The organism is Paucibacter sp. M5-1 (genome assembly GCF_027498415.2).
GTDB lineage: Bacteria > Pseudomonadota > Gammaproteobacteria > Burkholderiales > Burkholderiaceae_C > Roseateles_E.
Genome location: NZ_JAPZLM020000001.1, coordinates 1,909,278 through 1,929,214, shown reverse-complemented (window position 1 = coordinate 1,929,214; position 19,937 = coordinate 1,909,278). Strand labels below are relative to the sequence as shown.

The 19,937-nt window shown below is 67.6% G+C and carries 21 protein-coding genes; 18 read left to right on the top strand and 3 right to left on the bottom strand.

The window, feature by feature from the left end; all coding sequences use genetic code 11:
- Positions 1-2: 2 nt before the first annotated feature.
- From O5M90_RS08935 to O5M90_RS08925, 3 genes are read left to right on the top strand one after another with little or no spacing between them, the layout of a single operon-like run.
- Positions 3-1,913 carry a bifunctional diguanylate cyclase/phosphodiesterase gene (locus O5M90_RS08935; protein ID WP_440401975.1) on the top strand — a complete coding sequence of 637 codons (1,911 nt, stop codon included), beginning with the start codon at positions 3-5 and terminating at the stop codon, positions 1,911-1,913.
- A gap of 40 nt (positions 1,914-1,953) precedes the next feature.
- Entirely contained in the window at positions 1,954-2,226 is a 273-nt protein-coding gene (locus O5M90_RS08930) for a YlcI/YnfO family protein (RefSeq protein ID WP_262969810.1), read from the top strand.
- Positions 2,226-2,543, top strand: coding sequence for a type II toxin-antitoxin system RelE/ParE family toxin (locus tag O5M90_RS08925; protein ID WP_269838834.1), 318 nt, complete (start codon positions 2,226-2,228; stop codon positions 2,541-2,543). The genes O5M90_RS08930 and O5M90_RS08925 overlap by 1 nt, the downstream gene beginning before the upstream one ends.
- Positions 2,544-2,545: 2 nt before the next feature.
- On the opposite strand, the gene O5M90_RS08920 is transcribed toward O5M90_RS08925, so the two are convergent.
- Positions 2,546-3,106 carry an NUDIX hydrolase gene (locus O5M90_RS08920; RefSeq protein WP_262969808.1) on the bottom strand — a complete coding sequence of 187 codons (561 nt, stop codon included), beginning with the start codon at positions 3,104-3,106 and terminating at the stop codon, positions 2,546-2,548.
- 39 nt (positions 3,107-3,145) lie between these two features.
- Between O5M90_RS08920 and maiA the strand changes: the two genes are divergently transcribed.
- Positions 3,146-3,781 carry a maleylacetoacetate isomerase gene (maiA, locus tag O5M90_RS08915; RefSeq protein ID WP_137944554.1) on the top strand — a complete coding sequence of 212 codons (636 nt, stop codon included), beginning with the start codon at positions 3,146-3,148 and terminating at the stop codon, positions 3,779-3,781.
- A complete protein-coding gene (gene pgeF, locus O5M90_RS08910) occupies positions 3,778-4,548 on the top strand; it encodes a peptidoglycan editing factor PgeF (protein ID WP_440401974.1) in 771 nt (256 codons plus the stop codon). Before maiA ends, pgeF begins: the two co-directional genes overlap by 4 nt.
- Here pgeF and O5M90_RS08905 read toward each other — a convergent pair.
- Positions 4,477-4,749, bottom strand: coding sequence for a hypothetical protein (locus tag O5M90_RS08905; protein ID WP_262969805.1), 273 nt, complete (start codon positions 4,747-4,749; stop codon positions 4,477-4,479). The genes pgeF and O5M90_RS08905 overlap by 72 nt on opposite strands.
- Positions 4,750-4,862: 113 nt before the next feature.
- Between O5M90_RS08905 and phaC the strand changes: the two genes are divergently transcribed.
- The 3 genes from phaC (at position 4,863) to phbB (ending at position 8,654) form a co-directional block, all read left to right on the top strand.
- Positions 4,863-6,557 (top strand): class I poly(R)-hydroxyalkanoic acid synthase, encoded by a 1,695-nt coding sequence (phaC, locus tag O5M90_RS08900; RefSeq protein WP_440401973.1) that lies wholly within the window; start codon positions 4,863-4,865, stop codon positions 6,555-6,557.
- A gap of 40 nt (positions 6,558-6,597) precedes the next feature.
- Positions 6,598-7,779, top strand: coding sequence for an acetyl-CoA C-acetyltransferase (locus O5M90_RS08895; RefSeq protein ID WP_262969804.1), 1,182 nt, complete (start codon positions 6,598-6,600; stop codon positions 7,777-7,779).
- Positions 7,780-7,913: 134 nt separating this feature from the next.
- Positions 7,914-8,654 carry an acetoacetyl-CoA reductase gene (gene phbB / locus O5M90_RS08890; protein ID WP_262969803.1) on the top strand — a complete coding sequence of 247 codons (741 nt, stop codon included), beginning with the start codon at positions 7,914-7,916 and terminating at the stop codon, positions 8,652-8,654.
- 87 nt (positions 8,655-8,741) lie between these two features.
- On the opposite strand, the gene O5M90_RS08885 is transcribed toward phbB, so the two are convergent.
- A complete protein-coding gene (locus O5M90_RS08885; protein WP_269838836.1) occupies positions 8,742-9,548 on the bottom strand; it encodes an IclR family transcriptional regulator domain-containing protein in 807 nt (268 codons plus the stop codon).
- Positions 9,549-9,618: 70 nt separating this feature from the next.
- Between O5M90_RS08885 and O5M90_RS08880 the strand changes: the two genes are divergently transcribed.
- The 10 genes from O5M90_RS08880 to ntrC all read left to right on the top strand — a co-directional run bounded on the left by O5M90_RS08880 (position 9,619) and on the right by ntrC (position 19,920).
- Positions 9,619-10,431, top strand: coding sequence for a TIGR00266 family protein (locus O5M90_RS08880; RefSeq protein WP_137944561.1), 813 nt, complete (start codon positions 9,619-9,621; stop codon positions 10,429-10,431).
- Between the two features lie 128 nt (positions 10,432-10,559).
- Positions 10,560-11,522, top strand: coding sequence for a YVTN family beta-propeller repeat protein (locus O5M90_RS08875; protein ID WP_269838899.1), 963 nt, complete (start codon positions 10,560-10,562; stop codon positions 11,520-11,522).
- On the top strand, positions 11,519-12,316 hold the full coding sequence (locus O5M90_RS08870; protein ID WP_269838837.1) for a polysaccharide deacetylase family protein: 798 nt from the start codon (positions 11,519-11,521) through the stop codon (positions 12,314-12,316). Before O5M90_RS08875 ends, O5M90_RS08870 begins: the two co-directional genes overlap by 4 nt.
- Complete coding sequence (locus O5M90_RS08865) at positions 12,316-13,278, top strand: sterol desaturase family protein (RefSeq protein WP_269838838.1); 963 nt, start codon at positions 12,316-12,318, stop codon at positions 13,276-13,278. Before O5M90_RS08870 ends, O5M90_RS08865 begins: the two co-directional genes overlap by 1 nt.
- A gap of 49 nt (positions 13,279-13,327) precedes the next feature.
- Positions 13,328-14,209, top strand: a complete 882-nt coding sequence (locus O5M90_RS08860) for an EI24 domain-containing protein (RefSeq protein ID WP_269838839.1) — start codon at positions 13,328-13,330, stop codon at positions 14,207-14,209.
- Positions 14,206-15,012 (top strand): competence/damage-inducible protein A, encoded by an 807-nt coding sequence (locus tag O5M90_RS08855; protein WP_269838840.1) that lies wholly within the window; start codon positions 14,206-14,208, stop codon positions 15,010-15,012. Before O5M90_RS08860 ends, O5M90_RS08855 begins: the two co-directional genes overlap by 4 nt.
- A 252-nt stretch (positions 15,013-15,264) precedes the next feature.
- Complete coding sequence (gene glnA / locus O5M90_RS08850; protein ID WP_262969798.1) at positions 15,265-16,680, top strand: type I glutamate--ammonia ligase; 1,416 nt, start codon at positions 15,265-15,267, stop codon at positions 16,678-16,680.
- A gap of 120 nt (positions 16,681-16,800) precedes the next feature.
- Positions 16,801-17,298, top strand: a complete 498-nt coding sequence (locus tag O5M90_RS08845) for a hypothetical protein (RefSeq protein ID WP_269838841.1) — start codon at positions 16,801-16,803, stop codon at positions 17,296-17,298.
- A gap of 33 nt (positions 17,299-17,331) precedes the next feature.
- Positions 17,332-18,426 (top strand): nitrogen regulation protein NR(II), encoded by a 1,095-nt coding sequence (glnL, locus tag O5M90_RS08840; protein WP_137944567.1) that lies wholly within the window; start codon positions 17,332-17,334, stop codon positions 18,424-18,426.
- A 30-nt stretch (positions 18,427-18,456) separates the two neighbouring features.
- A complete protein-coding gene (ntrC, locus tag O5M90_RS08835) occupies positions 18,457-19,920 on the top strand; it encodes a nitrogen regulation protein NR(I) (RefSeq protein ID WP_269838842.1) in 1,464 nt (487 codons plus the stop codon).
- The last annotated feature ends 17 nt before the right edge of the window (positions 19,921-19,937 follow it).

Here is a 19,937-nt window from a genome sequence, read left to right as displayed (position 1 = left end):
CCATGTCGCTGATTCGTCAAGTCTGGTTCCTGGTCCTGGGTGTGGTGCTGGCGTCGGTGCTGGGCAGCATGGCGGTGTCCGCCATCGGCATGCGGGCCCTGCTGCAAACCCAGCTGCAGTTGAAGAACAGCGACAACGCCGCCGCACTGGCGCTGGCCTTGTCGCAGCAGGGGGGGGATGCCCAGCTGATGTCGCTGCTGGTCTCGGCCCAGTTCGACACCGGTCACTACCAGAGCCTGCGCTGGCTGGCCGCGGACGGCAGCGTGGCCTTCGAGCGCACCGCGCCCGGCCGCAGCAGCAAGGCGCCGGCCTGGTTCGTCGCGCTGACGCCGATCGACACGCAGCCCGGTGTGGCCAAGGTCTCGAATGGCTGGAACGCGGTGGGCTCGGTCGAGGTGCGCAGCCAGTCGGCCTATGCCCATGACGAGTTGTGGCGGGCCAGCCTGCGCATGATGGGGCTGATGGCCGGTGTCGGCCTGCTGGCCGGCCTGGCCGCGTTCTGGGTGCTGGGACGCATCCGCCGGCCGCTGGACAACGCCGTGACCCAGGCCGAGGCCCTGGTGGCCGGCCAGTACACCCAGGTCGACGAGCCCCGCGAGCCCGAGCTGCGGCGCCTGAGCCGGGCGATGAACACCATGGTGGAGCGGGTCCGGCAGATGTTCGAGGCCCAGTCCAGCCAGCTCGAGGTCTTGCGTGTGCAAGCCCATTGCGACGCGTTGACCGGCATGAGCACGCGCACCCATTTCCTGGCCGAGCTGGACTCGGCGCTGACCCGCGACGAAGGCCCGGTCAGGGCCGGCCTGGTGCTGCTGCGGCTGCGCGATCTGGCTGGCCTGAACCAGCGTCTGGGCCGGGCGGCGGTGGACCAGTTGCTGGTGGCGATGGCGCATGCGGTGCAGGTCTATCCGGAGCGTGTCAAGGGCTGCCTGGCCGGGCGGCTGAACGGGGCCGACTTCGCGCTCTGGCTGCCGGCCCCCGATGTCGTCGGCGATACCGCCAAGGCGCTGGCCGATGCCTTGCAGGCCAGCCTGCCGGCTTTCGGCGCCGGGGTGCAGGTGGCGCTGGGTGCCGTCGAGCTGGCGCGCGAGCGCCCGTCCAGCGACTGGTTCGGCGCCGCCGACGCGGCGCTGGCGCGGGCCGAGGGCCGGCCAGGCTTTGTCGTCGAGGTGCTGGCGCCGTCGGCCGAGGCGCAGATCCAGGGCGAGCGCGCCTGGCGCGCGCAGATCTCGGAGGCCTTGCGCGAGCGCCGCGGCCGGCTGGCCGAGTACCCGGTGCTGGACAAGCAGGGTCAGGTCTTGCATCTGGAATGCCCGCTGCAGCTGCGCCTGGTGGCCGACGGCCCGTTCGAGAGCGCGGCGCGCTGGCTGCCGCTGGCAGTGCGCAGCCGGCTGACGGCCGAGATCGATCTGCAGGCGGTGGCGCTGGCGCTGGAGGCCATCGTGCTGGATGGCCGGGCGCGCTGCGTCAATGTGGCGCCGAGCTCGCTGCTGGACGGCGGCTTCGTCGCGCGCCTGCGCGAGCAGGTGTTCCAGTCGCCGCAGGCGGCCCGCAAGCTGGGCCTGGAGCTGGCCGAGGGCGCGGCCATCCAGCATTTCGAGCTCTTGCAGGAGATGGGCCGCCAGCTGCGCCCGCTGGGCGTCAAGCTGGGGCTGGAGCATGCCGGCGCCGGGCTGGCCCAGGTGGACCGGCTCTATCAGGCCGGGCTGGACTATGTGAAGCTGGACGCCGCGGTGGTCGCGGGCGTGTCCGGCGATGCCGCCCGCGCCGCCTTTGTGCGCGGCATGGTCATCATGCTGCGCAGCCTGGCGCTGAAGGTCTACGCTGAGGGGGTGGTCGACGGCATGGATGTGCAGGCGCTGTGGGACTGCGAGCTCGACGGCGTGACCGGGCCCTGGGCGACGGCGCAGGTTTGAGCTTTGCTACACTGGTGCGTCGCAACTGCAACGCGCCACCATGAAAACCGCAACATTTCCCTCCTTGCGCGTCGAGCCCGAACTGCGCGACGCGGCCGAGAGCGTGTTGCGGGAGGGCGAGACGCTCACCGGCCTGATCGAGACCTCGGTGCGCGAGGCCATCCACCGCCGTCGTGCGCAGGACGAGTTCATCGCGCGCGGCCTGCGCTCCAGCGAGGAGGCCAGGCGCAGCGGCGAGTACCACTCGGCCGACTCCGTCATCGCCGAACTGCAGGGCATGCTCGATGAGCGGCGCAAGAAGGTATTGGGCTGATGGCGGGATTCGAGGTCCGCTTCACGGCGTCGGCCCGAGCGGATCTGCAGCGCCTGTATGCCTTTTTGCTGGATCGTGCGCAGACGCTTGAAGACTTCGACGCTGCCCAGCGTGTGATCGATGCGATTGCCGCCGCAGCGCAGACCCAGCTCGGCCGTGCGCCCTTCATCTACCGCAAGGCCGGGCAGAGCCCTTTTCTGCGCGAGTTGATCGTCCCGCTGCACAGCGCCGGCTATGTCTTGCTGTACGAGATCGACGCTCAGAACCTGGTCAATGTGCTGGCCGTGCGGCATCAGCGCGAAGACGACTACTACTGATCTCAGCCGATATCGGCGCTGTGCAGGCTGAAGGGCCGGCCCAGCCGGCGGTCTTCGAAGAAGCGCCGCAGCGTCTCGCGCACGGTGCGGAATGCCAGTGCGTCCCAGGGCACCTCATGCTCGTGGAACAGCCGGGCCTCCAGCGTCTCGGGGCCGGGATTGAACTCGGGCGAGAGCAGGCGGGCGCGGTAGTAGAGGTGGATCTGGCCGACCGAGACCACATTCATCAGGCTGTAGAGCGGCAGCAGTTCGATCTGCGCGCCGGCTTCCTCATCGGTCTCGCGCAAGGCGCCTTCGGCGGCCGTCTCCCCCAGCTCCAGAAAACCGGCCGGCAGGGTCCACAGACCGTAGCGCGGTTCGATCGCGCGCTTGCACAGCAGCACCTGCGCGTCCGGCCCCTCGCCCCAGACGGGCAGGGTGCCCACCACATTGATCGGGTTCTCGTAATGCACGGTGGCGCAGGCGGTGCAGGTGGCGCGCTCGCGGTTGTCGTCGGCCGGCACGCGGTACTCGACCGCCTGGCCGCAGCTGGGGCAATGTTTGAAGCGTCGGGGAAGCCACATGCGGCTCAGTGTAGCCGGGCGCAATGGCATCATCGGCCCATGGAACTCTTCAACTACTTCCGCTCCTCGGCCTCCTGGCGCGTGCGCATCGCGCTGGCGCTCAAGGGCCTGGACTATGACTACCGCGCGGTCCATCTGGTCAAGAACGAGCAACAGCAGGAACCCTATGCCAGCGCCTCGGTGTCCGGCCTGGTGCCGCTGCTCAAGGATGGCGACGCGCTGCTGAGCCAGTCGCTGGCCATCATCGAATACCTCGACGAGACCCACCCCGAGCCGCCGCTGCTGCCGCCAGACGCCCTGGGCCGTGCGCGGGTGCGGGCGCTGGCCCAGGACATCGCCTGCGAGATCCACCCGCTGAACAATCTGCGCGTGCTGCGCTACCTGGTCAGGGACATGGGTCTGGACGAGGACCAGAAGAGCCGCTGGATACGCCACTGGATCGAGAGCGGGCTGGCCGTGGTGGAGCGGCGCGTGCAGCAAGGCGCCGGACAGTTCTGCCATGGCGACACACCGGGCCTGGCCGACTGCGTGCTGGTGCCGCAGATCTTCAATGCCCAGCGCTTCGACTGCAAGCTCGACCATGTGCCCGAGCTGATGCGCATCCATGCCAACTGCATGGCGCATCAAGCCTTTGCCAGGACCCAGCCCTCGGCCTGCCCGGATGCCCAGGCATGATGATTCACGCGGACTGGCTGAGGCCCGACTGGGGCCTGGATCATGTGCGGGCCTTCATGACCACGCGCGCCGGCGGTGTCAGCCAGGGGGCTTGCGCCAGCATGAATGTGGGGCTGTCGGTCGGTGACGATCCGGCGGCGGTGGCGTACAACAAGGGCCTGATCGAACAGGCGCTGGGCGCGCCGGCGCGCTTTGTCTGGCAGGTGCATGGCGCGGCGGTGCTGCGCCTGCGGCCCGAGCATGGGCTGCCGGGCGCGGAACGGGTGCAGGCCGATGCCATCGTCAGCACGCTGCCGGGGCTGGGCCTGGCGATCCAGGCGGCCGACTGCCTGCCGGTGCTGTTCGCGGCGCCCGGTGGCGTCGGTGGTGCCCATGCCGGCTGGCGCGGGCTTTCGGCCGGCGTGCTGGAGAACACCGTGGCCGCGCTCTGCGAGGAGGCCCGCTGCGCGCCGCAGGACATCCATGCCTGGATGGGGGCTTGCATCGGCCCGGCGGCCTTCGAGGTTGGCGAGGACGTATTGCAGGCCTTTGGCGCGACGCCCTCAGACCTCGATCCGGCGCTGTTCCGCTTCCAGGCCAATGCGCAGGGCGAGCCGCGCTGGCGCGCCGATCTGGTGGCGCTGGCGAGGCGGCGTCTGCAGGCGGCCGGCCTGGTGCACATCAGCGGCGGGCACTGGTGCACCCATGGCGATGCCTCACGGTTTTTCTCCTTCCGCCGCAGCCGGCTCGACGGTCGCATGGCCGCCGTGATCCGGCTGCTCGGCTGACGGGGGCTCGGCAGCCTCGGCCCGGCGGCGCGCCGCGCGCCGTGCCGGTGTGCCCAGCAGATACATCACGATGCTGATCGGCAGCGCGCCGTAGAGCACAAAGGTGACGATGGCACCCAGCACCGTGCCCTGGCTGCTGGTGGCCTCGGCCAGGGCCATCATCAACGCAACATAAAGCCAGGCGATTGCAACCAGATACATGGCAAGTCATCAGAAGGTAAGTTGAGAAGGGTACAACATGGGTACGGCCGGCTGTGGCAAGCTTCTTGCCTGAGTCGAGACGAACCGGGCCACCCCGGCCCCAGAGGAGACACATGAAGCGCAAGCCCAGCCCTGCCGAGGCCCCTGGCCCGGATGTCAATGCCGCCGCTGCCGATCTGACGGCCGGCCTTGGCGAGATGTGGAAGACGGTGGCGGGTCTGCAGATCCCGATCGAGGCCCTCAGCGGCCTGCAGGCCGACTATCTGAAGCAGGCCACCGAGCTCTGGAACGCCTCGCTGCACGGCGCCAAGCTGCCGGCGCCGGCGGACCGGCGCTTCGCCGGCGAGGCCTGGAGCGCCAACCCGGCCGGCAGCTTCGTGGCCCAGCTCTATCTGCTGAACGCCCGCACCTTGCAGCAGATGGCCGACAAGGTCGAGGGCGACGAGAAGACCAAGGCGCGCATCCGCTTCGCCGTCCAGCAATGGGTGGACGCTGCCTCGCCCAGCAACTACCTGGCGCTCAATCCCGAGGCGCTGCGCCTGGCGCTGGACAGCAAGGGCGAGAGCATCGCCAAGGGCATGCAGCAGCTGTGGGGGGATGTGCAGCGCGGCCACCTGTCGCAGACCGATGAGAGCGCCTTCGAGGTGGGCCGCAATGTGGCCACCAGCGAGGGCAGCGTGGTGTTCGAGAACGAGTTCTTCCAGTTGCTGGAATACAAGCCGCTGACGGCCCAGGTGTTCGAGCGCCCGCTCCTGATGGTGCCGCCCTGCATCAACAAGTACTACATCCTCGATCTGCAGCCCGAGAACTCGCTGATCCGCTATGCGGTGGAGCAGGGCCATCGGGTCTTTGTGCTCAGCTGGCGCAACCCGGACGAGAGCTGCAAGAGCTGGACCTGGGACGACTATATCGAGCAAGCCGCGATCAAGGCGATCTCGGTGGTGCAGCAGATCAGCGGCGCCGAGACCATCGATACGCTGGGCTTCTGTGTCGGCGGCACGATTTTGTCCACCGCGCTGGCGGTGCTGGCCGCGCGCGGCGAGCAGCCGGCCGCCAGCCTGACCCTGCTGACCACCTTGATCGACTTTTCCAGCAACGGCATCCTTGATCTGTTTGTCGACGAGGGCTCGGTGCAGCTGCGCGAGATGACCATAGGCCCGGCCTCACCCAAGGGGCCTGGCCTGCTGAAGGGTCAGGAGCTGGCCACCACCTTCAGCTTTCTGCGCCCCAACGACCTGGTCTGGAACTATGTGGTGGGCAACTACCTGAAGGGCGAGGCGCCGCCGCCTTTTGATCTGCTGTACTGGAACGGCGACTCGACCAATCTGCCCGGCCCGATGTATTGCTGGTATCTGCGCCATACCTATCTGCAGAACGAGCTGCGCATTCCGGGCCGGCTGAGCGTCTGCGGCGAAAAGCTGGACCTCGGCCTGATCGAGGCGCCGGTCTATATCTACGGCTCGCGCGAGGACCATATCGTGCCCTGGGACAGCGCCTACCGCAGCACCCAGGTGCTCAAGGGCAAGAAGCGCTTCGTGCTGGGCGCTTCGGGCCATATCGCCGGTGTGATCAACCCGCCGGCCAAGAAAAAGCGCAGCCACTGGATAGGCAAGACGGCGGCCCTGCCGGCCACTGCCGAGCAGTGGATGGAGACGGCGGTCGAGCATGCCGGCAGCTGGTGGCCCGACTGGGCGGCCTGGCTGGCCGGCCATGCCGGCGCCAAGAAGGCCGCGCCCAAGACCCCCGGCGGCAAGGGCTACAAGGCCATCGAGCCGGCGCCCGGCCGCTACGTCAAACAAAAAGCCTGATCGAACACAGGCCTCATCCTCACTTTCACCGGAGAAGACAATGACTGAAGACATCGTGATCGTCGCCGCGGCCCGTACCGCCATCGGCAAGTTCGGCGGCAGCCTGGCCAAGACCGCGGCGCCGGATCTGGGTGCGGCGGTGGTCAAGGACCTGCTGCGCCGCGCCAAGCTTGAGGCCGGCCAGATCAGCGAGCTGATCCTGGGCCAGGTGCTGACCGCCGGCTCGGGCCAGAACCCGGCGCGCCAGACCGTCATCAAGGCCGGTCTGCCGCACGGCGTGCCGGCCTTCACGATCAACAAGGTCTGCGGCTCGGGCCTGAAGGCCGTGATGCTGGCCGCGCAGGCGATCCGTGATGGCGACAGCGAGATCGTCATCGCCGGCGGCCAGGAGAGCATGAGCCTGGCGCCGCATGTGCTGCCCGGCTCGCGCGAGGGCCAGCGCATGGGCGACTGGAAGCTGATCGACACCATGATCGTCGACGGCCTGTGGGACGTCTACAACCAGTACCACATGGGCATCACGGCCGAGAACGTCGCCAAGGCCCACGGCATCAGCCGCGAGCAGCAGGACGCGCTGGCGCTGGGCTCGCAGCAGAAGGCTGCCGCCGCGCAGGACGCCGGCCGCTTCAAGGACGAGATCGTGCCGGTGCTGATTCCGCAGAAGAAGGGCGATGCACTGGTGTTCGACGCCGACGAGTTCATCAACCGCAAGAGCAATGCCGAGGCGCTGGCCGGCCTGCGCCCCGCCTTCGACAAGGCCGGCAGCGTGACCGCCGGCAATGCCTCGGGCCTGAACGACGGCGCCGCCGGCCTGGTGATCATGAGTGCCAAGAAGGCTGCCGCGCTGGGCCTGACCCCGCTGGCCCGCATCGCCTCCTATGCCAGCGCCGGTCTGGACCCGGCCGTGATGGGCATGGGCCCGGTGCCGGCCGCGCAGAAGGCGCTGGCCCGCGCCGGCTGGAAGCCGCAGGACCTGGACCTGCTGGAGATCAATGAGGCCTTCGCGGCCCAGGCCTGCGCCGTTCATCAGGAGATGGGCTGGGACACCGGCAAGGTCAATGTCAACGGCGGTGCGATCGCGCTGGGCCATCCGATCGGCGCCTCCGGCGCCCGCATCCTGGTGACCTTGCTGCACGAGATGCAGCGGCGCGATGCGAAGAAAGGCATCGCCTCGCTGTGCATCGGCGGCGGCATGGGTGTGGCGCTGACTGTCGAGCGCTGAATGAGTAAGGGCGAACCCGCTTGACCCTGGACGGGGCTTGGCGGAGCCTAGGGACGCGTCTTCTTCGAAGCAGAGACAAGGCCTTTCCGGGCGCGTAGGACGCGGCGCCGAAGGAAGGCGTGAAGGAGATTCATATGAGCGATAAAAAAGTGGCCTACGTGACCGGCGGCATGGGTGGCATCGGCACCGCGATGTGCCAGCGCCTGCACAAGGAAGGCTTTACCGTGATCGCCGGCTGCGGCCCGAGCCGGGATTACGACAAATGGCTGACCGAGCAGGCCGCGCTGGGCTACAAGTTCTATGCCTCGGTCGGCAATGTCGGTGACTGGGACTCCACGGTCGCCGCCTTCGACAAGGTCAAGGCCGAGCACGGCACGGTCGATGTGCTGGTCAACAACGCCGGCATCACCCGCGACGGCATGTTCCGCAAGATGAGCAAGGCCGATTGGGACGCGGTGATGAACACCAATCTGGACAGCATGTTCAATGTCACCAAGCAGGTGATCGAGGGCATGCTGGACAAGGGCTGGGGCCGCATCATCAACATCTCCTCGGTCAACGGCGAGAAGGGCCAGTTCGGCCAGACCAACTACTCGGCGGCCAAGGCCGGCATGCACGGCTTCACGATGGCGCTGGCGCAGGAAGTGGCGAGCAAGGGCGTGACGGTCAACACCGTCAGCCCGGGCTATATCGGCACCGATATGGTCAAGGCCATCAAGCCCGAGGTGCTGGAGAAGATCGTCGCGACGATTCCGATCAAGCGCCTGGGCACGCCGGAAGAGATCGCCGCCATCGTCGCCTGGCTGGCTGGCGAAGACTCCGGTTTCACCACCGGCGCGGACTTCAGCTGCAACGGCGGACTGCATATGGGGTGATTGGGGGCAGCGAGCAGCCCTGCGGCTGCTTGCTCGCCCCAATCACGCCGCTGGCCTGCAGGCCAGCGGCCGGGTGGGCGTGTGGCTTCACCCAGCCCGCAACTGCAACAACCTCGAAATCCCCTGCGCCGCCTCCAGCAGCCGGGGCAGGCAGCTCGCCAGCATGGTGTCGGGCGGTGTGCGGTTGACCTGGCCGCTGACGTTGAGCGCCGCGATGGCGCGGCCGCTGCGGTCGACGATGGGGGCGGCCAGCGACACCAGGCCTTCTTCGAGTTCCTGATTCACCAGACACCAGCCCTGTTCGCGCGCGGCGGCGATGCGCTCGCGCAACTCGTCCAGGTGCATCACGGTGCGGCCGGTATGGGCCTGCAGCTGCACGCCGCTCAGATGCGCCTCGAGTTCCTCGGCGTTCATCGAGGCCAGCAGCACCCGCCCCATCGAGGTGCACCAGGCCGGCAGCCGGCTGCCCAGGCCCAGATTGATGCTCATGATCTTGCGCGCCGGCACCCGCAGCACATAGACGATGTCCTGACCCTCCAGCACGGCGGCCGAGCAGCTTTCCTTCAGATCGGCCACCAGGTTCTGCATCACCGGCTCGGCAAACTGCCACAGCGGCTGCGAGGACAGATAGGCAAAGCCCAGGTCGAGAATCTTGGGCGTCAGCGAGAACAGGCGGCCGTCGCTGCGCACATAGCCCAGGGTCTCCAGGGTCAGCAGGATGCGGCGCGCGCCGGCGCGGGTCAGGCCGCAGCGCTTGGCCACCTCGGTGAGGGTCTGGCGCGGGGCTTCGGCGCTGAAGGCGCGGATCACGGACAGTCCGCGGGCGAAGGATTGCACATAGCTGTCGCCGGGTTTGAGCTCCGGCAAGGCGGCGGCGGTGGGGGCTTCCGTCATGGGGCGCAGTATAGGCATGGCAAGTTTGGTTACGATCTCGCCCGTTTTGTTCTGTTTTCAGGAGTTGGCAATGGCAATGGACGTGGTGGATTACGAGATCAAGGGCAGCGAGATGCAGTTCGTCGAGGTCGAGCTCGACCCGGGCGAGGCCGCGATCGGCGAGGCCGGCAGCATGATGTTCATGGACGCCGGCATCGCGATGGACACGGTGTTCGGCGACGGCTCCGCACAGCAGGGCGGTTTCTTCGGCAAGCTGCTGGGCGCCGGCAAGCGCCTGGTGACCGGCGAATCGCTGTTCACCACCATCTACACCAACAACGCCGGCGCCAAGCAGCGCGTCGCCTTTGCCGCTCCCTATCCGGGCAAGATCCTGCCGATGGATCTGAGCAAGATGGGCGGCACGCTGATCTGCCAGAAGGACGCCTTTCTGTGCGCGGCGCGCGGCGTCTCGCTGGGCATCGCGATCCAGCAAAAGCTCAGCACCGGCTTTTTCGGCGGCGAGGGCTTCATCATGCAAAAGCTCGAGGGCGACGGCCTGGCCTTCGTCCATGCCGGTGGCACCTGCCTGCGCCGTACGCTGGCGCCGGGCCAGACCTTGATGGTCGATACCGGCTGCGTCGTGGCCTACACACCCAGCGTCAACTTCGAGATCCAGTACGTCGGCAAGATCAAGACGGCGCTGTTCGGTGGCGAGGGCCTGTTCCTGGCCAAGCTCAGCGGTCCCGGCGAGGTCTGGCTGCAAAGCCTGCCCTTCTCGCGCCTGGCCTCGCGCATCTTCGCTGCCGCGCCGCAGAATGGTGGTCGCCGCGAGGAAGGGTCCTTGCTGACCGGCGTGGCTGGAGCCGGTCTATTGGGCGGTCTTTTGGGCGGTGACGACGAATAAGCCTTCGTTTCCCGGCCCTACACTCAAGGCAGTGCTCGCACTGCCTTTTGTTTTTTCGGCTGCGGGCGAACGCTATCCAAGGACTCTCGATGCGAACCCCTTTCTGGCCGCGCGCTGCGGCCGCCTTGATGCTTGTGCTCATGGCTGCCGGGGTGCAGGCCAGCACCGGCAGCAAGCCGATCTTTGTGCTCAATTCGCTGGACGCCGACATCAGCGTGATCGACCCGGTCAGCTTCACCCAGATCAAGCGCATCCCCACCGGCAAGGAGCCGCACCATCTCTACCTGAGCCCGGACGAGAAGTCCCTGGTGGTGGCCAATGCGCTGGGCGATTCGCTGACCTTTGTCGACCCGCGCACGGCCGAGGTGCAGCGCGTGCTGCGCGACATTCCCGACCCCTACCACCTGCGTTTCTCGCCCGACATGAAGTGGCTGGTCACGACCGCGAACCGGCTCGACCATGTGGCGCTGTACCGCTGGCTGCCGAGCAATGCGGCGGCGCCGCTGCAGCTGGTCAAGCGCATCGAGGCGCCTAAGATCCCCAGCCATCTCTCGATCGACAGCCGCAGCCGCGTGGTCTATGTGAGCCTGCAGGGCAGCGACGAGCTGCTGGCCATCGACCTGGCGACGCAGACGCCGCGCTGGAAGATCAAGGTCGGCAAGATGCCGGCCGATGTCTATCTGACGCCGGACGACAAGCACCTGCTGGTGGCGCTGACCGGCGATATGCTGGTCGAGGTCTACAACGTCAGCGGCCCCCAGCCGCAGCTGGTGCGCCGCATCGTGACCGGCAAGGGCGCGCATTCCTTCCGAGCGCTGGGCGATGGCCGCCATGTGCTGGTCAGCAACCGCGCGGCCAATACCATCAGCAAGATCGCGCTGGCCGATTTCAGCGTGGTCGGCGAGCTGCCCGGCCCGGGCGGGCCGGACGATATGGATGTGTCGGCCGACGGCAAGACCCTGCTGTTCACCTCGCGCTGGGCGCGCAAGCTGACCCTGGTCGATATCGAGCGTCGCCAGGTGCTGCGCCAGGTCAAGGTGGGCCGCTCGCCGCATGGCGTCTGGACCCTGGATCACGCGCCCCGGCAATGAAGATCCAATGGCTGGGACTCCTGCTGCTGGCGGCGCTGCCGGCCCAGGCCTGCCAGAGTGGCGAGAAGCCGGTCTATCTGACCTTCGATACCGGCCATATGGGTGTCGCACCGCTGCTGGCCTCGCTGATCAAGAAGCACGAGCTGCGGCTGAGCTTCTTCCTCGCCAACGAGCCGACGCTGGACGGCGGTGCCAGCCTGGACGCGCAATGGGCGCCCTGGTGGCGCGCGCGCGCCGCCGAGGGACATGACTTCGGCTCCCACACCTGGGACCACGACATCTGGCTGAAGGACCTGGCGCCGCTGAAGGGCGAGGCACGCTTTCGCTTCCGCACCGTGGCCGGGCAGCAGACGCCCCGGGTGCGCGAGCTGACGGCTGCGCAGTACTGCGAGGCGCTGAAACAGCCGGCGCGGCGCTTTGCCGAGATGACGGGGCGGCCGATGGCGCCGCTGTTCCGCGCCCCCGGCGGCAAGACCTCGCCGGCCCTGCTGGCGGCGGCCAAGGCCTGCGGTTTCGAGCATGTGGGCTGGAGCGCGGCCGGTTTCCTGGGCGACGAGCTGCCCAGCGACCGCTATCCGAATGCCCAGCTGCTGGCCAAGGCGCTGCGCGAGATCCGGCCCGGCGACATCCTGCTGGCCCATCTGGGCATCTGGTCGCGCCAGGAGGCCTGGGCGCCGGCGGTGCTGGAGCCGCTGGTGCTGGGGCTCAAGCAGCGCGGCTTCTGCTTCGCGCCGCTGCGCGAGCATCCCCGCTATGCCGCGCTGATGGCGGCACAGACTGCCAAGAGGCCCTGATGGACTGGCTGGTCGATGCCTTCGGTCTCGCGCAGCAGTGGCTGTTCGAGCAATGGGTCCAGCCGCTGCTGTTCGGGCTGGGCTTCGGCGATCTGCTGGAAGACGGCTATGCGGCGACCGGCTGGCTGCTGGTGGGGCTGGCGCAGATCCTCGTGATGCTGACCCTGCTGCGCGCGCTGGAGCGCTGGCGGCCGGTCGAGGCGCAGACCGACCGCGCGGCGCGGCGGGTCGATGTGATCTACACCCTGATCCATCGCCTGGGCCTGTTCAGGGTCGCGATGTTCTTCGCGATCGACCCGCTGTGGGACGCGCTGGCCGGCACGTTGCGCATGGCCGGTGTGCCGAGCTTCCAGCTCGATGCGATCTGGCCCGGCGTCAGCGACATCCCCTGGGTCAGCTTCTGCCTCTATCTGCTGGTGTTCGACTTCGTCAACTACTGGCTGCACCGCGCCCAGCATCAGTTCGGCTGGTGGTGGCAGCTGCATGCGCTGCACCACAGCCAGCGCCAGATGAGCTTGTGGAGCGACAACCGCAACCATCTGCTCGACGATGTGCTGATCGACTCGGCCTTTGTGCTGCTGGCCCGCTTCATCGGCGTGGAGCCCGGTCAGTTCGTCGCGCTGGTGGCGCTGTCGCAGCTGCTGGAGAGCCTGCAGCATGCCAATGTGCGGCTGTGGTTCGGGCCGGTGCTGGAGCGGCTGCTGGTGAGCCCGCGCTTTCACCGCCGCCATCATGCGATCGGCATCGGCCATGAGTCGGCCGGCCGGGGCACGCTGGGCGGCTGCAATTTCGCGGTGCTGCTGCCGGTCTGGGATCAGCTGTTCGGCACCGCCGACTTCCAGCTGCGCTATGACCCCACCGGCATTCGCGACCAGCTGGTCGAGGAGGGCGGGCGCGACTACGGGCGCGGCTTCTGGGCCCAGCAATGGCTGGGGCTCAAGCGCCTCGTGGGGCGCGGCTGAAACCGCCCGGGTATGCTTGGCGCCCATTGCCAACAGAAGAGGGATGACGATGGTCAACACGATGGGCCGCCTTGGTGATGCCTTCTGGCGCGCCGCCGCCTATTGCCTGCATCCGCGCGTGATCGCGCTGTCGCTGCTGCCGCTGCTGATCGCGGCGGGCACCACCGTGGGCCTGGCCTATTTCTTCTGGGAGGCGGCGGTCGCCGGCGTGCGCGGCACGCTGGAATCCTGGCTGCTGATCGAGAGCCTGCTGCGCTGGCTGGACAGCATGGGCGGCGAGGGCTTTCGCAGCGTGGTCGCACCGCTCCTGGTGATCGTGATGGCGGTGCCGGTGGTGCTGATCTTCAGCCTGCTGCTGGTGGCGCTGTTGATGACACCGTCCATCGTGACCCTGGTGGCCGAGCGGCGCTTCCCGACCCTGGAGCGCAAGCGTGGCTCGGCCTGGTGGCAGGGCCTGCTGTGGTCGCTGCTGTGCTCGGCCGGCGCGCTGCTGCTGCTGTTCCTGAGCATGCCCTTCTGGCTGATCCCGCCGCTGGTGCTGGTGCTGCCGCCGTTGATCTGGGGCTGGCTGACCTACCGCGTGTTCGCCTTCGATGTGCTGGCCGAGCATGCCTCGGCCGAGGAGCGCAAGCAGCTGATGCGCGAGCACCGCCTGCCGCTGCTGAGCATGGGCGTGATCAGCGGCTATCTGGGCGCCGCGCCCTCGCTGATCTGGGCGGTCAGCATGATGGCCGTGGTGCTCGCGCCTTTCCTGGTGCTGTTGACGGTCTGGCTCTACACCCTGATCTTCGCCTTCTCGACGCTGTGGTTCGCCCATTACGCGCTGAATGCGCTGGCCGAGTTGCGGGCCCGTACCGTCGTTGTCCCCGAAGCGCCGCCCGTGCTCGAAGAATTGCCATCCCCGCCCACCCTGCTGCCGCCCGCCTTATGAATATCGGTCTGATCATCGTTGGTGACGAAATCCTGTCCGGCAATCGCCAGGACAAGCACCTGGCCAAGTTCATCGAGATCCTGGCCGCGCGCGGCCTCTCGCTGTCCTGGGCCGAGTATGTCGGCGACGACCGCGAGCGCCTGACGGCCAGCCTGGCCCGCGCCTTCGCCAGCGGCGATCTGGTGGTGTCGTGCGGCGGCATCGGCGCCACGCCCGATGACCATAGCCGCCAGGCCGCTGCGGCGGCGCTGGGTCGCGAACTGGTCCTGCACCCCGAGGCCAGGGAGCTGATCTGGCAGCGCATCAGCGAGATGGCGGCCGAGCAGGGCACGAGCGCCGACCCCGAGCATCCCGACAGCCTGCGCCGCTTCCAGATGGGCGTGTTCCCGGCGGGGGCGGCCATCATCCCCAACCCCTTCAACAAGATTCCGGGCTTTTATGTCGGCACGGTCTACTTCGTGCCCGGCTTCCCGGTGATGGCCCACCCGATGATGGAATGGGTGCTGGATCAACGCCATGCCGATCTGCACCGCGCCAGCGGCATCAGCGAACGCTCGCTGATCGTGCAGGGCGCGATGGAGGCGGCGCTGACCCCGCTGATGGAGCGCATCGAGGCCGACTTTGCCGGCATCAAGGTCTTCAGCCTGCCCAGCGTCGACCATCCGCAATGGGGCCGGCATATCGAGCTGGGCGTCAAGGCCGGCCCGGAGCAGGAGGCCGAGCGGCTGGTGCAGGCCTATGCCGCGCTGAAGCAGGGGCTGATCCAATTTGGTGCCGTGATAAGCACTGAAATGGTGCGATAGTCGGTGCGGGCTTGCTCTGTTTTGGTGCTTGTTGCGCGCCTGTCGCCCGACCGGCGGTGTGTCCTCAAGGGCGTCAGCGCCGGGCCGGCCGATAATGCCCCGGCCACTCGGTGATGCACCGAGCTGGCGCTCGCTGCTCACCGACTTGGCACGCAAACTGCTTAGTTAGAAACGCACGCGCCGAGGCGCTCGCCGAATTCGTTCGATACCCGTACCACCTGTACAAAGCTTTCCGCTAGCTAGGAGTGATTGATGGCCAAGACCGTCGCCGATGTGATCCAGATGGTGAAGGACAACGAAGTCAAGTTCGTTGACTTCCGCTTCACCGACACCCGTGGCAAAGAGCAGCATGTGTCTGTGCCCGTGTCGCATTTCGATGAGGACAAGTTTGTCTCCGGTCACGCCTTCGACGGTTCGTCGATCGCCGGCTGGAAGGGCATCGAAGCCTCCGACATGCTGCTGATGCCCGATCCGGACACCGCCAATATCGATCCCTTCTTCGAAGAGCCGACGCTGATCCTGTCCTGCGACGTGGTCGACCCGGCCGACGGCAAGGCCTATGAGCGCGACCCGCGTTCGCTGGCCAAGCGCGCCGAAGCCTATCTGAAGTCCTCCGGCCTGGGCGACACCGCCTACTTCGGCCCCGAGCCCGAGTTCTTCATCTTCGACTCGATCCGCTGGGGCAATGACATGTCCGGCTGCTTCTACAAGATCGAATCCGAAGAAGCCGCCTGGAACACCGGCAAGGAATACGAGCACGGCAACACCGGCTACCGTCCCACCGTCAAGGGTGGCTATTTCCCGGTGCCCCCGGTCGACGCCGGCCAGGATATGCGCTCGGAAATGTGCCTGATCCTCGAGCAACTGGGCATCCCGGTCGAGGTGCACCACCATGAAGTGGCCAACGCCGGCCAGATGGAAATCGGTACCAAGTTCAGCACGCTGACCAAGCGCGCCGACTGGCTGCAGCTGCAGAAGTACGTGATCACCAATGTCGCCCATGCCTACGGCAAGACCGCGACCTTTATGCCCAAGCCCATCGTCGGCGACAACGGCTCCGGCATGCATGTGCACCAGTCGATCTGGAAGGACGGCAAGAACCTGTTCGCCGGCGACGGCTACGCAGGCCTGAGCGAGTTCGCGCTGTTCTATATCGGCGGCATCATCAAGCATGCCCGCGCGCTGAACGCGATCACCAACCCCGGCACCAACAGCTACAAGCGCCTGGTCCCCGGCTTCGAAGCCCCGGTCAAGCTGGCCTACTCGGCCAAGAACCGCTCGGCCTCGATCCGCATCCCCTATGTCGCGAACCCCAAGGGTCGCCGCATCGAGGCGCGCTTCCCCGATCCTTCGGCCAATCCCTATCTGTGCTTTGCCGCACTGATGATGGCCGGTCTGGACGGCGTCGAGAACAAGATCCACCCGGGCGAAGCCGCCACCAAGGATCTCTACCATCTGCCGCCGGAAGAAGACGCGAAGATCCCGACCGTCTGCCACAGCCTGGATCAGGCGCTCGAGTATCTGGACAAGGACCGTGCCTTCCTGACCAAGGGCGGCGTGTTCACCGACTCCTTCATCGATGCCTATATCGACCTGAAGATGCAGGAAGTGACCCGCTTCCGCATGGCCACGCACCCGGTCGAGTACGACATGTACTACTCGCTGTGATGTCCATGGGCGGCGAGCGTGCACCCCACGCGACGCTGCCCGGGTCAGCGAACAAGGGACGGCCGTGGCCGTCCCTTGTGCTTTGTGAAACCCGCGCCCGGCATGAGCCACAATCGCGCCATGCTCTATCGCTCCGCCTTGCTGTTCATCGGTCTGACCTGCGGCGTTGCCGCCGAGGCCCAGTCCGTGGTCTACCGCTGTCCCGGCCCGCCGGTGCTCTACACCGACGCGCTGACGCCCAAGGAGGCGCAGGACAAGGGCTGCCGCTCGATCGAGGGCACGCCGATCACGGTGCTGCAGGGGCAGCGCCCGCGCGCGCCCGCACCGACCGCGCCCGGCGCCAGCGCCGAGCCCAGGAGTGGCGATGGCCGCGTTGACCCGGCCCAGCAGCGCAGCCGCGACGGCGAGCGCCGCAAGGTGCTCGAGACCGAGCTGCGTGAAAGCGAGGAGCGGCTCGCGGCCTTGCAGCGCGAATACCAGGGCGGCCAGCCCGAACGGCGCGGCGACGAACGCAATTTCCAGAAGTATCTGGACCGGGTGGCCGAGCTCAAGACCAGCATCACCCGGCAGGAAAACGATATACAGGCGCTCAAGCGCGAGATCAGCAAGCTGCCTTGAGTGCGCTGGTCTGGCCGCACGAGCCACAGGACCATGACTCAGCACTCATCCCGCCCCGCCTCGGGCTTCGAGGCCTTCGACATGCTGGCCACCATGGTGGCCGTGGTGCGGCCCGATGGCGAATGCCTGTTCGCCAACACCGCTTTCGAGACCGTGATGCGGCTCTCGCGCCGCACGGTGCAGGGCGTCAATCTGTTCGACTGGTTTGCCGACGCGACCCGGCTCAGCGAGACGGTCGAGGCGGTGGCGCTGAATGCCTTCTCCAGCAGCCGCTTCGATGCCTTGCTGCGGCGCGGCCCGCGCCCGCATGAGGATCTGCTGCCGGTGCATGTGATCGTCAGCCAGACCGACAGCCCGGAGCGCGTGCTGGTCGAGCTGATCGAGAACGCCCAGCAGGCCCGCCAGGACCGCGAGGAGCGCACGCTGGACCAGGTGCAGGCCACCAAGGAGCTCATACGCAACCTGGCCCACGAGATCAAGAACCCGCTGGGCGGCATCCGCGGTGCGGCGCAGCTCTTGGCGCTGGAGCTGCAGCCCACCGACCTTGGCCCCGAGCTCAATGAGTACACCCAGGTCATCGTCCATGAGGCCGACCGGCTGCAGGCCCTGGTCGACCGCCTGCTGGCGCCGCACCGGCGCGCCCAGGTGGTGGTCGATGTCAATATCCACGAGGTCTGCGAGCGGGTGCGCTCGGTGATACTGGCCGAGTACCCGCGCGGGCTGGAGGTGCGGCGCGACTATGACACCTCGCTGCCCGATTTCCGCGGCGACCGCGAGCAGCTCATCCAGGCGGTGCTGAACATCGTGCAGAACGCCGCCCAGGCCTGCCATGCCCGCATTGCCGAGGGCACGGCCGTGATCAATCTGCAGACCCGGGTGGCGCGACAGGTGACGATTGGTAAGCAACGCTGGCGCTTGGCATTGGAATTGCATGTGCAGGACAACGGCCCTGGTGTGCCGGCGGAGATCCGAGATCGCATCTTCTACCCCCTGGTCTCAGGGCGGGATGGAGGCACGGGCTTGGGACTGACGCTGTCACAAACCATCGCTCAGCAGCATCAGGGGATGATTGACTGCGACAGCGAACCGGGCCGGACAGATTTTCGATTGACCCTGCCTTTGCCCTGAATACCAGCTCGGGACAAAGGGGAGCCTTAGATGAAATCCATCTGGATTGTTGACGACGACCATTCCATCCGTTTCGTGCTGGAAAAAGCGCTGAGCCGCGAGGGCCTGCCGGTGCGCAGCTTCAGCAATGCCCGCGACCTGCTCGCGGCGCTCGATGAGGACAGCCCGCAGGTGCTGGTCTCCGACATCCGCATGCCCGGTGGTTCGGGCCTGGATCTGCTGGCCAAGGTCAAGGCCAAGCTGCCCGGCCTGCCTGTCATCATCATGACGGCCTACTCCGATCTGGACAGCGCGGTCTCGGCCTTCCAGGGCGGCGCCTTCGAGTACCTGCCCAAGCCCTTCGATCTGTCGCGCGCGGTCGAGCTGATCCGCCGCGCCCAGGAGGAGAGCCTGCGCGAGGCGGTGGCCGAGGAGGCCGCGGCGCAAGTGCCCGAGATGCTGGGCCAGGCGCCGGCGATGCAGGATGTGTTCCGCGCCATCGGCCGCCTGAGCCAGAGCCATGTGACGGTGCTGATCACCGGCGAGTCCGGCTCGGGCAAGGAGCTGGTCGCCCGCGCGCTGCACAAGCACAGCCCGCGGGCCGAGGGCCCGTTTGTCGCGATCAACACGGCGGCGATCCCCAAGGACCTGTTGGAGAGCGAGCTGTTCGGCCATGAGCGGGGCGCTTTTACCGGCGCGCAGGCGACCCGGCGCGGCCGTTTCGAGCAGGCCGATGGCGGCACCTTGTTCCTCGACGAGATCGGCGACATGCCGCTGGATCTGCAGACCCGCTTGCTGCGCGTGCTGTCCGATGGCCAGTTCTACCGCGTCGGCGGCCACAGCCCGCTGCGCAGCAATGTGCGCGTGATCGCCGCCACTCACCAGAACCTGGAAGACCGGGTGCGCCAGGGCGCCTTCCGCGAGGATCTGTTCCACCGCCTCAACGTGATCCGCCTGCGCCTGCCGGCGCTGCGCGAGCGCCGCGAGGACATCCCGGTGCTGGCGCGCTATTTCCTGCAGCGCAGCGCCACCGAGCTGGGTGTCGAGCCCAAGCGCCTGTCCGAGGCGGCGCTGGCCCGGCTGGTCGGCTTCGACTTCCCCGGCAATGTGCGCCAGCTGGAAAACGTCTGCCACTGGCTCAGCGTGATGGCGCCGACCCAGGTGGTCGAGCCCAAGGACCTGCCGCAGGAGCTGATGCAGGCAGGTTCCACGCTGCTGACCGCCGCAGCGGGCCCGGCCGTGCCGGCCGCGCTCGGTGAAGCGGCCGTCGCGCCGCTGCCGGCCCTGGCGACCGGGCCCGATGCCTGGGTGGCCGAGATGGCCCGCGAGGCGCGGCGCCTGCTGGCCAATGGCGAGCCCGAGGTCTGGGACGCGCTGACCCGCCGCTTCGAGGCCAGCCTGATCCTGACCGCGCTCGATGTGACGCGCGGCCGCCGCATCGAGGCGGCGCAGAAACTGGGCATAGGCCGCAACACCATCACGCGCAAGATCCAGGAGCTGGGGCTGGATGCCTGAGCGGCGCGGCGACAATG